Annotated in this window: 13 protein-coding genes; 6 read left to right on the forward strand and 7 right to left on the reverse strand. The window is 56.2% G+C overall.

Going from position 1 to position 14,295, the window contains the following annotated elements:
- Positions 1-33 precede the first annotated feature (33 nt).
- From accD to J2125_RS04360, 6 genes are all read right to left on the reverse strand, one after another.
- Positions 34-945, reverse strand: a complete 912-nt coding sequence (gene accD / locus J2125_RS04335) for an acetyl-CoA carboxylase, carboxyltransferase subunit beta (RefSeq protein WP_017803398.1) — start codon at positions 943-945, stop codon at positions 34-36.
- Between the two features lie 154 nt (positions 946-1,099).
- A complete protein-coding gene (locus J2125_RS04340; RefSeq protein WP_017803397.1) occupies positions 1,100-1,759 on the reverse strand; it encodes a DedA family protein in 660 nt (219 codons plus the stop codon).
- Positions 1,760-1,786: 27 nt separating this feature from the next.
- Positions 1,787-2,608 carry a tRNA pseudouridine(38-40) synthase TruA gene (truA, locus tag J2125_RS04345; protein ID WP_017803396.1) on the reverse strand — a complete coding sequence of 274 codons (822 nt, stop codon included), beginning with the start codon at positions 2,606-2,608 and terminating at the stop codon, positions 1,787-1,789.
- Positions 2,608-3,618 (reverse strand): aspartate-semialdehyde dehydrogenase, encoded by a 1,011-nt coding sequence (locus J2125_RS04350; RefSeq protein WP_017803395.1) that lies wholly within the window; start codon positions 3,616-3,618, stop codon positions 2,608-2,610. The genes truA and J2125_RS04350 overlap by 1 nt, the downstream gene beginning before the upstream one ends.
- 107 nt (positions 3,619-3,725) lie before the next feature.
- On the reverse strand, positions 3,726-4,937 hold the full coding sequence (pdxB, locus tag J2125_RS04355) for a 4-phosphoerythronate dehydrogenase PdxB (RefSeq protein ID WP_198510915.1): 1,212 nt from the start codon (positions 4,935-4,937) through the stop codon (positions 3,726-3,728).
- 22 nt (positions 4,938-4,959) lie between these two features.
- Positions 4,960-5,745: an AraC family transcriptional regulator gene (locus J2125_RS04360; RefSeq protein WP_017803393.1), complete on the reverse strand. Its 786-nt coding sequence runs from the start codon at positions 5,743-5,745 to the stop codon at positions 4,960-4,962.
- A 112-nt stretch (positions 5,746-5,857) separates the two neighbouring features.
- Between J2125_RS04360 and J2125_RS04365 the strand changes: the two genes are divergently transcribed.
- Both J2125_RS04365 and flk read left to right on the forward strand, forming a co-directional pair.
- Positions 5,858-6,769 (forward strand): DMT family transporter, encoded by a 912-nt coding sequence (locus tag J2125_RS04365; protein WP_017803392.1) that lies wholly within the window; start codon positions 5,858-5,860, stop codon positions 6,767-6,769.
- A gap of 102 nt (positions 6,770-6,871) precedes the next feature.
- On the forward strand, positions 6,872-7,912 hold the full coding sequence (flk, locus tag J2125_RS04370; protein WP_017803391.1) for a flagella biosynthesis regulator Flk: 1,041 nt from the start codon (positions 6,872-6,874) through the stop codon (positions 7,910-7,912).
- Between the two features lie 91 nt (positions 7,913-8,003).
- On the opposite strand, the gene J2125_RS04375 is transcribed toward flk, so the two are convergent.
- The gene (locus tag J2125_RS04375; RefSeq protein WP_017803390.1) at positions 8,004-9,182 is read right to left on the reverse strand and encodes an MFS transporter; all 1,179 of its coding nucleotides are present in this window, start codon (positions 9,180-9,182) and stop codon (positions 8,004-8,006) included.
- Positions 9,183-9,747: 565 nt separating this feature from the next.
- Here J2125_RS04375 and J2125_RS04380 point away from each other — a divergent pair.
- From J2125_RS04380 to J2125_RS04395, 4 genes are all read left to right on the forward strand, one after another.
- Positions 9,748-10,734: an autoinducer 2 ABC transporter substrate-binding protein gene (locus J2125_RS04380; RefSeq protein ID WP_026112023.1), complete on the forward strand. Its 987-nt coding sequence runs from the start codon at positions 9,748-9,750 to the stop codon at positions 10,732-10,734.
- Between the two features lie 115 nt (positions 10,735-10,849).
- Positions 10,850-12,349 carry a sugar ABC transporter ATP-binding protein gene (locus tag J2125_RS04385; RefSeq protein WP_017803388.1) on the forward strand — a complete coding sequence of 500 codons (1,500 nt, stop codon included), beginning with the start codon at positions 10,850-10,852 and terminating at the stop codon, positions 12,347-12,349.
- A complete protein-coding gene (locus J2125_RS04390; protein ID WP_017803387.1) occupies positions 12,342-13,328 on the forward strand; it encodes an ABC transporter permease in 987 nt (328 codons plus the stop codon). The genes J2125_RS04385 and J2125_RS04390 overlap by 8 nt, the downstream gene beginning before the upstream one ends.
- Position 13,329: 1 nt before the next feature.
- Positions 13,330-14,283 (forward strand): ABC transporter permease, encoded by a 954-nt coding sequence (locus tag J2125_RS04395; RefSeq protein WP_017803386.1) that lies wholly within the window; start codon positions 13,330-13,332, stop codon positions 14,281-14,283.
- Positions 14,284-14,295 lie beyond the last annotated feature (12 nt).

Genomic DNA, 14,295 nt, shown 5'->3' on the forward strand with positions numbered 1-14,295 from the left:
GTATCGACAAACACTGCACCTCTCCATCATCTGTCAGGCCTCGTGGCTCTCGGAGGACGCCTCAGCGGCAACCTCTTCCACATCTGGCTGCGGCTGTGGCAGATTCATCAATTTCGCGAGGATACTGGCCAGCTTCAGACGCAGTTCCGGACGACGCACGATCATATCAATCGCGCCTTTCTCAATCAGGAACTCACTGCGCTGGAAGCCCGGCGGCAGTTTTTCACGCACGGTCTGCTCAATTACACGCGGGCCGGCAAAGCCGATCAGCGCTTTTGGCTCGGCGATATTCAGATCGCCCAGCATCGCAAAACTGGCGGAAACCCCACCCATGGTAGGGTCAGTCAGTACCGAAATATACGGCAGACCGCGTTCCTGCAATTTCGCCAGCGCTGCGCTGGTTTTCGCCATCTGCATCAGCGACTGTAACGCTTCCTGCATACGTGCGCCGCCACTGGCCGAGAAACAGATCATCGGACAGTTATCTTCCAGCGCCTGCTCAACCGCACGCACAAAGCGCGCACCGACCACGGAACCCATTGAGCCGCCCATAAAGGAGAACTCAAAGGCCGCTGCGACAATCGGGTTGCCATGCAGCGTACCCTTCATCACAATCAGGGCATCTTTCTCGCCTGTCTCTTTCTGTGCAGCCGCCAGGCGATCTTTATATTTTTTTGAATCCCGGAACTTGAGCAGATCCTTTGGCTCCAGCTCGCTACCCAGCTCTACCAGCGTACCTTCATCCAGTAAACTGTGCAGACGATCGCGTCCATGCATACGCATATGGTGATCGCATTTCGGGCAGACTTCCAGATTGCGTTCCAGCTCGGCGCGGTAGAGAACCTGACCACAGCTGTCACACTTTGTCCAGACCCCTTCAGGAATACTTGCCTTGCGCGAAGGGGTGATGGTGCTCTTGTTGAGAATTCGTTCAATCCAGCTCATTGATGACCTTTCTGTTTGAACCTGGTGAAACCAGTTTTCTTGTTGCTGCTGAAAGCGACTTCAGCAGGCCGTAAATGTGGCTCATTAAACCATAACCTGCCGGCGCTGTGGATAGAAATCTGGTCCGTCCGGCTCAGTGAGGGTTTTTTAAGCGTTATTGTTTCTGCTGACGCGCGGCGCGGCGATGGCGGATCACTTCGATAACGCCGGGTAAAATCGACACCACAATAATCGCCACAATCAGCAATTTCAGGTTCTCCTGCACGATCGGTAAATCACCGAACAGATAGCCCGCATAGGAGAAGAGTAACACCCATAACAGTGCGCCACTGACGTTAAACAGCGCAAAGTGACGATAGGACATATGGCCCATACCGGCAACAAAGGGCGCAAATGTACGCACAATCGGCACGAAACGCGCCAGAATAATGGTTTTTCCGCCATGGCGCGCGTAAAACGCATGGGTTTTATCCAGATAGCTGCGACGGAAAATTTTGGAGTCCGGATTACTGAACAGCCGTTCACCAAACAGTCTGCCGATGGTGTAATTCACCGCATCGCCAAGGATAGCCGCAATCACCAGCAGGGCAACCATCACGTGAACATTAAGATCGTTCCCCGGCAACGCTGCCAGCGCGCCAGCGACAAACAGCAGCGAGTCGCCCGGCAGGAACGGCGTCACCACTAATCCGGTTTCACAGAACAGAATCAAAAACAGAATGGCGTAAATCCAGATGCCGTATTGCGCCACCAGCTCCGCCAGATGAACATCAATGTGCAGGATAAAATCGACAACGAAACGAATTAAATCCATAACTCTCCCTAAACCCTTCAGCTCAGTTTAATCACCGAGGAACAATGGCCCCATCGGCGGACGTGGTAAGGCAAAACAGTCAGGATAATCGACCGCAACCAGATACAAACCTTCCGCTTTCGCGGTTGCCGCAGCCAGGGTTCGATCCTTCGCCGCCAGCAGTTCAGCCATCCAGCCTTCATGCTGATTGCCGCAACCAATTTCCATCAGACTACCTACAATATTGCGCACCATATGATGAACAAAGGCGTTGGCCTTGATATCCACCACAATGTAACTGCCATAACGGGCAACATTCAGATGCATCACATTGCGCCATGGCGTGCGCGACTGGCACTGCACGGCGCGAAATGAGGTAAAGTCATTTTCGCCAATCAGACACTGTCCGGCGCGCTGCATTTTATCGGCATCCAGCGGATGATAAAAATGCGTGACCCCTGCGCCTAAAATTGCCGGGCGCAGCCGCTGGTTATAGATCATATAGCGATAGCGGCGTGCGGTAGCGCTGAAACGCGCATGAAACTCATCAGGCACCTGCTTCACCCAACGTACGGCGATATCATCCGGTAAATTGGCATTCACCCCCAGCGTCCAGGCGGCATCTTTGCGCGCGGCGGTGGTTTCAAAATGCACCACCTGGCCGGTGCCATGTACGCCGGCGTCAGTACGTCCGGCACAGAACACACTGACCGGATGATCCGCGACCTTTGACAGCGCCTGCTCAAGGCGCGCCTGCACGCTGCGCACCTCCTGCTGCCGCTGCCAGCCGTAATAACGGCTGCCATCATATTCCACGCCGAGCGCCAGCTTGATGGTGCTGGCAGCCTGCGGCAAAGCTCCTGCGGACATCAGTACATATACTCCTGCACCAGCTTCTCAGCAGTTTTGATCGCCATCAGCGCGCCGCCGAAGCGGATATTGTCGGCTACCGTCCAGAACTGCAACAGTTCCGGTACGCCGTAATCATTACGCAGGCAGCCGAGATTCAGCAGATCGTTACCAGAAGCATCACCAACCTGGGTCGGATAATTATCCTCGTCTGACAGCACGATATCTTCCGCACGCGCCAGTTCATCGCGCGCCTCTTCCGCCGATAACGGACGTAAACCTTCCATATGCACGATCTGCGCATTGCCGTAAAACACCGGCGACTGCACGCAACTGACCGCAACCGGCAAGCCTTCGTCCTGCATCACTTTACGCACCTGATCGACCAGACGACGCTCCTGCATCACGCTGCCTTCGCTGTCCGCCAGCAGTGGCAACATGTTGAACGCCAGCTGGCGGCCAAAGTAGTGCGCTTCCGCTGGCAGACCGTTAAGCAGGCGCGCGCTTTCACCGGCCAGCGAGTCCACGCCCGCTTTGCCATGCGACGACGCTGACAGCAGATTGGTCACCTGCAGACGGCTGAGACCGGCCTGCTCGACCAGCGGTTTAATCGCGCACAGCAGCTGGCTGGTCAGGCTGTCTGCCACGCTGATAATATTGCGGTTACGGTAATCGGCCAGCACCTGGGGATTAACATCCGCCACCACTAACGGCACATCCGCTTCCAGCGCAAACAGATCGCTGCTGTCGATCACCAGACAACCGGCGCTGGCGGCCTCTTCGGCGTAACGTGCGGAGGCTTCGCGACCGGCAACGAAAAACGCCAGCTGTGCCTGCGACCAGTCAAAGTCGGCGGCATCATTGACCAATAACGTTCGGCCTTCAAAGCGCTTGTTTTCACCTGCGCTGCGTTCGCTGGCCAGCAAATATAATTCACCAACCGGGAACTGGCGTTCCGCCAGCAATTCCAGTAAAGCGTTCCCTACTGCGCCTGTTGCGCCTAAAAGCGCAATATTCCAGCCGTCAGACATGTTGGTTTACTCCAGACAATGACACAAAAACAGAAGGCGGTGATGACACCGCCCGTTGATTCAGATTTTTCCGCATCACGGGTGGCGATAACGCCACCCCTACGCCATTATTCCCATGCAGGGGCGGCGTTATCGCCGCCCGTTTTATCATGATGCACCGCATTAAAACCGAGCTTCGTCAGCATTTCAGCGGCAGCGGCGTTATCGCACTGCACGTACAGCGACGACCATTCGCGGCGCTCCTGATAATTCTTGCGCAGACGGTCAAACTCACCGGCAATCGCGGCGACATGACGCAGTGGCGCGTCATCGCGGCGCACATCATACACCAGATGCACCAAACGTTTCAGCGTTGCCTGATTTAACCCGCCATGCAACGTAATGCGACCAAACTCCGGCGCCGGTAACAGCGTATCCAGCGCCACCTGCTGCGGCTGGCCAATAAACTGCGTCCAGGCCTCAAACACCTGGGTGGTGCCGCGCGCTTTGCCTTCCAGCGTGTAACCGGCGATATGGGCGGTGCCGATATCGACTTTCGCCAGCAGCGGCAGCGACAGTTCCGGCTCCGGCTCCCAGACATCCAGCACCACACTGAGATCGTCGCGCTGATTGAGTACCGCCAGCAGCGCACTGTTATCCACTACTTCGCCGCGGCAGGCGTTAATCAGAATGGTATTCGGTTTGAGCGCCTGCAACAGCGCAGCATCGGCCAGATGCAGGGTTTTATACACGCCATCTTTAAACAGCGGGGTATGGAAAGTAAGAATATCGGCTTCGGCCACCAGCTTATCCAGCGAATGGAACTCTCCGGCGTCACCGCGATCGGCGCGTGGCGGATCGCATAACAGGGTGCGTACGCCCCAGGCTTCCAGCCGCGCCTGCAAACGACCGCCGACATTGCCAACGCCGACAATCCCCACGGTACGGTCGGTGAGCTGAAAACCGTCGCGTTCGGCCAGCAGCAGCAGCGCGGAGAAGACATACTCTACGACCGCAATGGCGTTGCAACCTGGCGCCGCCGAGAAGGCAATGCCCTGCGCAGCGAGAAAATCTTCATCAATATGGTCGGTGCCAGCAGTGGCGGTGCCAACAAATTTCACCGCTTTGCCATGCAGCAGCGCGGCGTTCACTTTAGTGACCGAGCGCACCATCAGACCCTCAGCGTCGTTCAGCTCGGCTTCAGGGATTGGACGTCCGGGTACCGCAACCACATCGCCGGTACGGCTGAACAGCTCGCGGGCGTAGGGCATATTTTCATCTACGAGGATTTTCACGCTTTGTTTCCTGCATTCACAGAGTGAGGGGCAATATTCTGCCATATTGTCGTCATTCGATACAGCGTCACGCCTGGCCCAGCCGCTGACGATAACGCTCCGGCGTCATGCCGCTCTGCTGCTGAAACATCACGATCAGCGCCGAAGAGGAGCTGTAGCCGAGATCCAGCGCCACATTCTGCACCGACATTCCCTGCTGCAACCTGGCGATGGCATGTAAAAAGCGCAGACGCTGACGCCATTCGCTAAACGACATGCCGAGCAGCGCCTGACAACGACGCGACAGCGTGCGTTCGGTGGTATAGACCCGCTGCGCCCACTGCGCCAGCGTGGTGTTATCCGCCGGGTTCAGTTCCAGCGCCTGCAGAACCGGCGCCAGATACTTATCCTGCGAACGGGGTAAATAGCTCTCCTGCACCTCTGCATTGCGCAGCTGATCGAGCAGCACTTCACATAAGCGGAGATCGGCGCTGGCCTGCGGCGCCAGCAGCTGACGCCGGGCGCAGTCATCGATAATCGCATGAACAATTGGCCCCACGGCCAGCAGGCAGGCTTTGTCGGGCATTCCCTGACAGAGGTCGGCGGCGATATTAAAGGTGCGGAAGTTCGCCTGCTTATTGTTATAGCTGGCATGCTGCTTACCGGGCGGGATCCAGATCGGGAATTCCGCCGGTGTCAGCAGCCGCTGATCTTCCACCATCATCTCCAGCACACTGCTTTTAACAAAAATCACCTGCCCCCAGTGATGGGCATGCGGCAGATATTCGGTTCGCGCATTGGCCAGTTCATAACGAAAGAAAAAAGGCGCATCTCTGGCATGTAGCGGATCCTGGTAAGTAATTTGCTGGATCATTCTGTCCGCTCCGCGATTAATATTGTCTGATTTTAACTATATGGAGAAAAGCCGACAAGCGTACACTGCACGCTTCGCGTTACTGCACAGCAAAAGTGAGAAGAGTCTCAGCATGAATTTCCTGTTTCCCCTGTTTGCCGTACTGATCTGGTCGATTAATGCGGTGGTAAGCAAATTGTCGGCCACGGCGATCGATCCGGCAGCTATCTCCTTTTATCGCTGGGTGCTGGCGTTGCTGACCCTGACGCCGTTTGTATTGCCGGGCGTCTGGCGTAATCGGCAACAGATTAAACAGTACGGCTGGAAACTATTAGTGCTTGGCCTGCTGGGCATGGTGCTGTATCAGAGCCTCGCCTACTATGCCGCGCACAGCGTCAGCGCCACCTTTATGGGCATTATCAGCGCGCTGATCCCGTTGCTTACCGTATTAATCAGTCTGGTGCTGCTGCGGCTGGCGCCCACGCTGGGGATTTTGCTCGGCAGTATCCTGTCGTCTGGCGGGCTGGTATGGCTGGTCAGCGAGGGGCAACCGCGGTCGCTGCTGAGTCACGGCTTGGGCAGTGGTGAACTGATGATGCTTGCCGCCTCCATTTCTTACGCGCTATATGGCGTGCTGACCAGACGCTGGGCGATCCCGCTGCCGCGCTGGCAGAGCCTGTATATGCAAATCGTATTTGGCGTGCTGCTGCTGACGCCAGAGTTTCTTGCCGCCGGAGATGTATCCCTGACGCTGCATAATATTCCACTGGTGATTTTTGCCGGGATCCCGGCTTCGATTATTGCGCCATTCCTGTGGATTGAAGGCGTGCATCGTCTCGGCGCAAACACTACCTCGATGTTTATGAATCTGACGCCACTCTTTACTGCGCTGATTGCCGTGCTGTTTCTGCATGAATCGCTGTCCGGTTATCACTATATCGGCGGCGGCATCACGCTGGCTGGCGTGTTGCTGGCGCAGCGCCTGCGCACGCCACTGCGCCGCGCCAGCGCGGCCACTCCCCCATCAGTCGGAGGCAGTAGTTAATTTTGCTGGCCTCTACCGATTCAGCCACGGGATTGTTATCATAGCGGATTACTATCCTGTTCCGGCGCGCCCCGGATGTTGACCTGTTTGAAGGATTACGCCATGCAACCTATCAGTGGCCCAGGTGCGCCGCTTCCCGGCGATCGTGCCGCATTAGCGACACAACCAGGTCAGCAACGTCCAGGCGGCGCAGGCGATCAACCGCTGTCGCCCGCTCAGCGCACCACGCTTGAGCGTCTTATCGTACGGATTATGTCGCTCAGCCCGTTGAAATCAGCGGAGATTTGGGCGGGATTACGTCATGAAGTGGGGGTCAAAAGTGATGGTGAACTGCTGTCGCGCCACTTCCCGGCGGCTGAACAGTTTCTGAATACCCGCCTGGCGCAGGTACAGAATACCCATTCCACCCGTCAGCTGTTTCAGCAACTTACCGATCTGCTGCCGCAGGGCAATAACCGTCAGGCGGTCAGTGACTTTATCCGTCAGCAGTTTGGCCATACGGTATTAAGCTCGCTGACACAGGATCAGATGCGTCAGGTGCTGACCATGTTGCAGAATGGACAGCTGGCGATCCCGCAGCTGCAACGCAGCAGCACCACCGACCGCACGCTGTTACCTGCCGAGCACCACAGTCTTAATCAGCAGGTCGCCCGGCTGGCGGCAGCCACCGGCGAACAGCCGGTTAAAATCTGGGCGTCAATGCTACAGTTAATCAGCCTGAAGAGCGGCGACCCAATACCGTCGCGCCACTTCCCGCTACTGACGCAATATTTGCAGGCCAGCCAGACCTTAAGCCAGCACAGCGCGCCAACGCTGATTATGCTGGAGACCGCGCTAAAGCAGCCGCCAAACCATGCAGAACATCAGATGCTGGAACAGTACAGTCAGCAGCGTTTTCAGGCGACGCCGCAAATGATCCTCACTGCCGCGCAGGTGCAGGATGTGCTGAATTATCTGTTTACGCGCCGTGCCGATAAACTGCTGGAACAGCCGCTGGCGGACAGCGAAATCAACCCGCAGCCGATTTATAATCCGCTGGCGGGTTCGATACCTTCAGTACTGCAACCGCTGGCCAGCCGTCCGGCGTTTACTGCGTTTGCGGTAGTGATGCTGGTGATTGTGCTGCTGTGGATTATTCTCTGATTGAACTGCCGCGGCCTGGCTGGATTTTAGGCTTCTCCGCACTGACACGCGCGGAGATTATGCAGGCCGTCGGGAAACTGGCGCAGCTCGATTACCGATCGCGGAAAAACAGCAGTGTCAGTAGCAGACCACTGGCTGCCGCCAGCGCGCCGGCGATAAACACCGCGCCATAACCCGCCGAGGTCGCCAGCATACCGGTCAACGGGCCGCTGATGCCGTAAGCGATATCCTGGAAAGCCGAGTAGCCACCCAGCGCAGTGCCACGCACCTGCGGCGCTACCCGTTTGATCACCTCAACCCCCAGCGCCGGGAATACCAGTGAACAGCCGCAGCCGGTCAGCGCCGCGCCAAGCAGCGCCAGCATGGCATTGGGCGCACCGCCGAGCAGCAGCAAACCGCAGGTTTCAATCGCCAGCGAAATTAGCGCCACGCGTACGCCGCCAAGACGATCCGGCATCCAGCCAAACAGCACGCGGATCATCACAAATGACAGGCCAAATGCCGTCAGCGCAAAACCGGCGTTACCCCAGTTTTGCGCGGCAAAATAGAGCGAGACAAAGGTGCCGATCACCGCAAAACCGACGCCCTGAAGCGCCAGGCCAAGCCCGGGCTGCCAGATCTGTCCCACCACCCGCCATAGCGACGGACGCTCCCCCTGATGAGTGGGCACCGCACGGACCCGGTAGCTAAACAGCAGCGCACAGAGCGGCAGCAACATGGTGCTGACGCCAAGCGCGACAAAGCCCCACCGGCTGTTAAGCAGCAATCCCAGCGGCGCACCAGTCGCCAGCGCACCATAAATTGCCATCCCGTTCCATGACATCACCTGGCCGGAACGCTTCGGTCCGACTAATCCCATTCCCCAGGTCAGATTACCGGTCAGCAACTGGCTTTCGCCAAAACCGAGGATCAGGCGGCCAGCCACCAGCAGAGCAAATTTCGCCATCACATCAACGGGCAACAGCGCCGCCAGCAGATAAGCAAAACCGGCCAGCGCGCAGGAAGCCATACCCTGCAGCGTGGTACGTCTGGCGCCGCGCTGATCCGCCTGCCGCCCGGCGTAGCCACGGGTCAGCAGTGTCGCCAGAAACTGAATACCGACCGCCACACCGACCATCACATTGTTCAGACCCAGTTCGTGATGGACATACAGCGGGATCACCGGCAACGGCAAACCGACCGTCAGATAAGTTAAAAATGCGGAAAAAACGATAGTGGCCAGCGATGGAGTGTTGCTCTGCGCACTGGCGATGCTTTCTGAACTGGACATCGGTCACGACTCTCCCTGACTTACATAAAGACTTATGCAATATCATGACTACATTTCGGAATGGATATTTTAAACATAAAAACAATGGCAATTTTATGCCGAATTGTAAAGGCTGTGACAGCGAAACAGCAGGATGTAAATAAATTACGTTAGTCGGTAACGCTTTCACCACGTCTTCAACGCCACAGAGCGCGGAAAAAATGCGCGATATCTCGCAGAAAATCGCAAAAGTACAGATAAAGCGTCAGTGCAAGCGGCAAAAGAGGCTTATAAAACCACGCAGTTCACATCATTGTTAATTAAATGGACGCAAACCGATATTAATTAACATTGTAATAACATTAACAAGACGGATTATTCCTTCACTGAACGTTAGTTACACATAAATTTAACCATACAAGCGATATAAATTAACATAAAAAGTCAGCGGTCACATTTCGCATCAAATTCCGCCATTTCCTGCCCAGCTGATTGCTATCGTGATATCGGGATATCTGCCCTGCCCCCGACAATAAGTTGGTCGTCACCAACACCTATAACAAAGCCCTACGACAAAGGTACTGCTATGAAATTTAACCTCGCATTACTCAATGCATGTGTGGTTTCAGCATGCATGCTGTTATCAACCCCTTCTTACTCAGCGGAAAAACATGATATCGCCGTGGTGGCCAAAGTAACCGGCATTCCATGGTTCTCACGGATGGAAGTCGGCGTTAACGAGGCAGCGAAAAAGTTCGATGTTAATGCTTATCAGGTTGGCGGCTCTACGCCGGATCCGGCGCAACAGGTTAAAGTAATTGAAGATCTGATTGCCAAGAAAGTGGATGCCATCATCGTGGTGCCAAATGACGCCAAAGTACTGGAACCGGTGCTGAAAAAAGCCCGCGCGCAGGGCATCGTGGTGCTGACCCATGAGTCACCGGACCAGCCGGTTGCGCAATGGGATGTAGAAACCATTGATAGCGAAAAATATGCGCAAAAAAATATGGATGAGTTAGCGGCGGCGATGGGCAACAAAGGCGGCTATGCCATCTATGTCGGCTCACTGACCGTGCCGTTGCACAATGCCTGGGCCGATGCGGCAATCAAATATCAGAAAGCAAAATACCCGGAAATGCATGAAGTCACCTCGCGCCTGCCGGTGGCGGAAAGTATCGATAAATCCTACGCCACCACCCTCGATCTGATGCGCACTTACCCCGATCTGAAAGGCATTATTGGCTTCGGCTCGCTGGGTCCGATTGGCGCCGGTCAGGCGGTGAAAAGTAAACGGGCGAAAAACAAAATAGCGGTGGTCGGTATCGCCATGCCAGCGCAGGCCGCACCTTACCTGGCGAGCGGCGATATTAAGAAAGTGCTGTTATGGGATCCCAAAGACGCCGGTTTTGCGCTGGTTGCCCTCGCCGATCAACTGCTTGACGGCAAGCAGGTTGATAAAGATTTCACCATCGAGGGCTTTGGCAAAGCGGATGTGGATACGGAGCATCATGTCATTCGCTTTAACCGCATTCTCGAAGTGACCAAAGATAATGCCAAATCCTTAGGTTTCTAACTTTCCGCATCATAATTCAAGCGGCAGATGCGCGGGCTTGCCGCCTTCCTGCCACTGGAATTATTTTGCGGAACCATCCGGGCCGACGCGTTCGGCCCCTGAGAGGAATGCGGCGATGGCAATGCAAGATGTCTTTATCACGCTGGAAAAAATCAGCAAAACCTTCCCCGGCGTCAAGGCGCTGGACAATATCGCGCTGACGTTAAGAAAAGGCGAGGTGCATTGCCTGGCGGGGCAAAACGGATGTGGCAAAAGCACCCTGATCAAGATTATCTCCGGCGTGTATCAGGCCGATAAAGGCGCGCGGATCACGGTTGACGGCAAGCTGTTTCACCATCTGTCGCCACAGCTTTCGGCCTGGTACGGCGTGCAGGTGATCTATCAGGATCTGTCGCTGTTCCCCAATCTGAGTGTCGCCGAGAATATCGCCGCTTATCGTCTGCTGCCCGGTAACAGCTTCTGGGTAAAGCGTTCGGCGCTGCGCAAACTGGCGCTGGAAACCATGGCGCGGATCGGTATCCACCTCAATCCACAACGCAAAGTGGAAAAACTATCGATCGCTGACCGCCAGCTGGTGGCCATCTGTCGCGCGCTGGCCGCCGATGCCAGCCTGGTGATTATGGATGAGCCGACCGCTTCGCTGACCCGCGTTGAGGTCAACGGTCTGTTACGGGTGGTCAATGAACTGAAAGCCGCCGGGATCTGCGTAGTGTTTGTCAGCCATAAGCTGGATGAAGTAATGGAAGTGGCCGACCATATCAGTGTGATGCGCGACGGCAAACTGGTTGGCACCTGGCCCGCCAGCGAGCTGGATAGCGACGAGCTGGCGTTCCTGATGACCGGCCAGCGCTTTACTTTTAGTCATCTGCCGCAGCTGGCCGACAACGCGGAAACCCCGCTGCTGGAGTTGCGCCACCTGTCACGGGCCGGACAGTATCATGATATCAGTCTGCAACTGCGTAACGGCGAAATCACCTCTATCGTCGGTCTGCTGGGCGCCGGACGCACCGAGCTCTGCCTGTCGCTATTCGGTATGACGCAGCCCGACAGCGGTGAGATCGTGCTGGACGGCAAAACGGTCAGACTGCGCAGCAACCGCGACGCCATCGCCCATGGCATTGCCTATTTGTCAGAAGATCGGCAGAGCCAGGGGCTGATTATGCAGCAGTCGATTTTTGATAATACGCTGGTGGCGATTTTTAACCGCCTGCGTACGCCGCTGGGCCTGCTTAATCAGCAGAAAGCGCGCGCTACCGTGGCAACGCTAATCCGCGAGCTGAATATTAAAGTCTCCGACAGCCAGCTGCCGGTGCAAACTCTCTCCGGTGGCAATGCCCAGCGGATTGCAATTGCCAAATGGGTGGCAACCGCGCCGCGTCTGCTAATCCTCGATTCGCCCACCGTTGGCGTTGATATCGCCAATAAAGAAGGTATCTACCGCATCGCGCGCAATCTGGCGGAGAGCGGTATGGCCGTACTGATGATCTGTGATGAGATCCCGGAGGCGTATTTTAACAGCCATCGCGTGCTGGTGATGCGTAAAGGGGAGCTGGTCGCCAGCTTTGCGCCGCATAACAGTGAGCAACAACAGATTGCCGGGGTGGTAAATGAATAACCGACTGCGCCATTTAATGACTTATCACGAGTTCTGGCTCGGGCTGCTGATCCTGCTGCTGGCGGTATTCCTCAGCATGCGCACCGCAGAGTTTATGACGCTGGGCAATCTTACCGATGTCGCCACCAGCTATGCCATTCTCGGCATTCTCGCCTGCGGACTGTTTGTGGTGCTGATTGCCGGTGGCATCGATATTTCGTTTCCGGCGATGACCGCCATCGCCCAGTACCTGATGGCCAGCTATATGATCGCCCACGGCGGCAATTTCCTGCTGGCGTTTGCCCTCTCCATGGCCTGCGGTTTGCTGCTCGGGCTGTTGAATGGCTTTCTGGTCTATATGCTGCGCGTACCGGCGATCATTATCACCATCGCCACCCTGAACCTGTTTTACGGTCTGCTGGTGTGGTTTACCCAGGGCACCTGGCTGTACGGTTTTCCCGAGTGGTTTATGAATGGCATCAACTGGCTGTCATTTACCGCCGCCGATGGCTACGAATATGGCGTCACCCTGCCACTGCTGTGCCTGCTGGCGGTGTTTATCCTCACCGGCGTAATGATGAATTACACCCGGCTGGGCCGCCAGATTTATGCGATGGGCGGTAATCGCGAATCGGCGTCACGCCTCGGCATTAACCTGATGGCGCTGCATTTTTATGTCTACGGCTATATGGGCCTGCTGGCCGGGATTGCGGCGGTGGTGCAGGCGCAAATCACCCAGTCGGTGGCGCCTAACTCGCTGGTCGGCTATGAACTGACGGTGCTGGCAGCGGTCGTGCTGGGCGGCGCCAGTATGACCGGCGGACGCGGCTCGCTGACCGGCACCCTGCTCGGCGTACTGCTGCTGGCCTTTTTACAAAACGGCCTGACTCTGCTGGCGGTGTCATCATACTGGCATATGGTATTTAGTGGCCTGATTATTCTGGTCAGCGTCAGCGCCACGGCGTGGAACGAAAAACGCAAACTGGCGAGGGGATTGTAATATGAACAGCTTAACGCGCATTTTACCTGGCGACCGCATTATCCGTCTGCAGCTGGTGATGATTGCCGTGGTGCTGGCGCTATTCTCATTAACCCTTGGCGCGCGCTTTTTCAGCCTCGGCAATTTCCAGTCAATCGCCACGCAGTTGCCGGTGCTCGGCATGCTGGCGCTGGGGATGGGACTGACCATGCTTACCGGCGGGATTAATCTGTCAATTATTGCCAGCGCCAATGCCTGCTCGCTGCTGATGGCGGCGATTATTGTCGCCCATCCCGAACAGCCGCTGTTTCTGCTGCTGGCGCTGCTGGCCGGATTATTGCTGGCAATCGTCATTGGTGCGCTTAACGGCCTGCTGATCGCAGTGATTGGCGTGTCGCCGATTCTGGCGACGCTCGGCACCATGACGCTGACTGGCGGGCTGAATATTTTGCTCTCCAATGGCACGGTGATTTCCGGTTTCCCGCCGCTGATCCAGTTTCTCGGCAATGGCGATCTATTCGGGATTCCGGTCGCCATGCTGCTGTTTCTGCTGGTCGCTTTATTGCTGTGGGTGCTGCTGGAAAAAACCACGCTGGGCCGCAGCATCTATCTGATGGGCTCCAATGAACAGGCCACCCGCTTCAGCGGCGTCAACACCCATCGCGTGCAGATTACCGTCTATATTCTCTCCGCAGTACTGAGCTGGGTGGCGGCGCTGTTAATGATGGCGATGTTTAACTCGGCGAAAGCGGGTTACGGCGAATCGTGGCTGCTGATTACCATTCTGGCGTCGGTACTGGGCGGGATTAATCCCGACGGCGGTTTTGGCCGCATTATTGGTCTGGTACTGGCGCTTATCGTGTTACAGATGCTGGAGAGCGGGCTGAATTTACTGGGCGTAAGCAGTTATCTGACCATGGCATTATGGGGTGCGGTGCTGATCCTGTTTATCGCCCTTCAGAATCGCAGAAGTTAAATTTTCGAGGGA

Source organism: Winslowiella toletana (assembly GCF_017875465.1).
Taxonomy (GTDB): Bacteria; Pseudomonadota; Gammaproteobacteria; order Enterobacterales; family Enterobacteriaceae; genus Erwinia; species Erwinia toletana.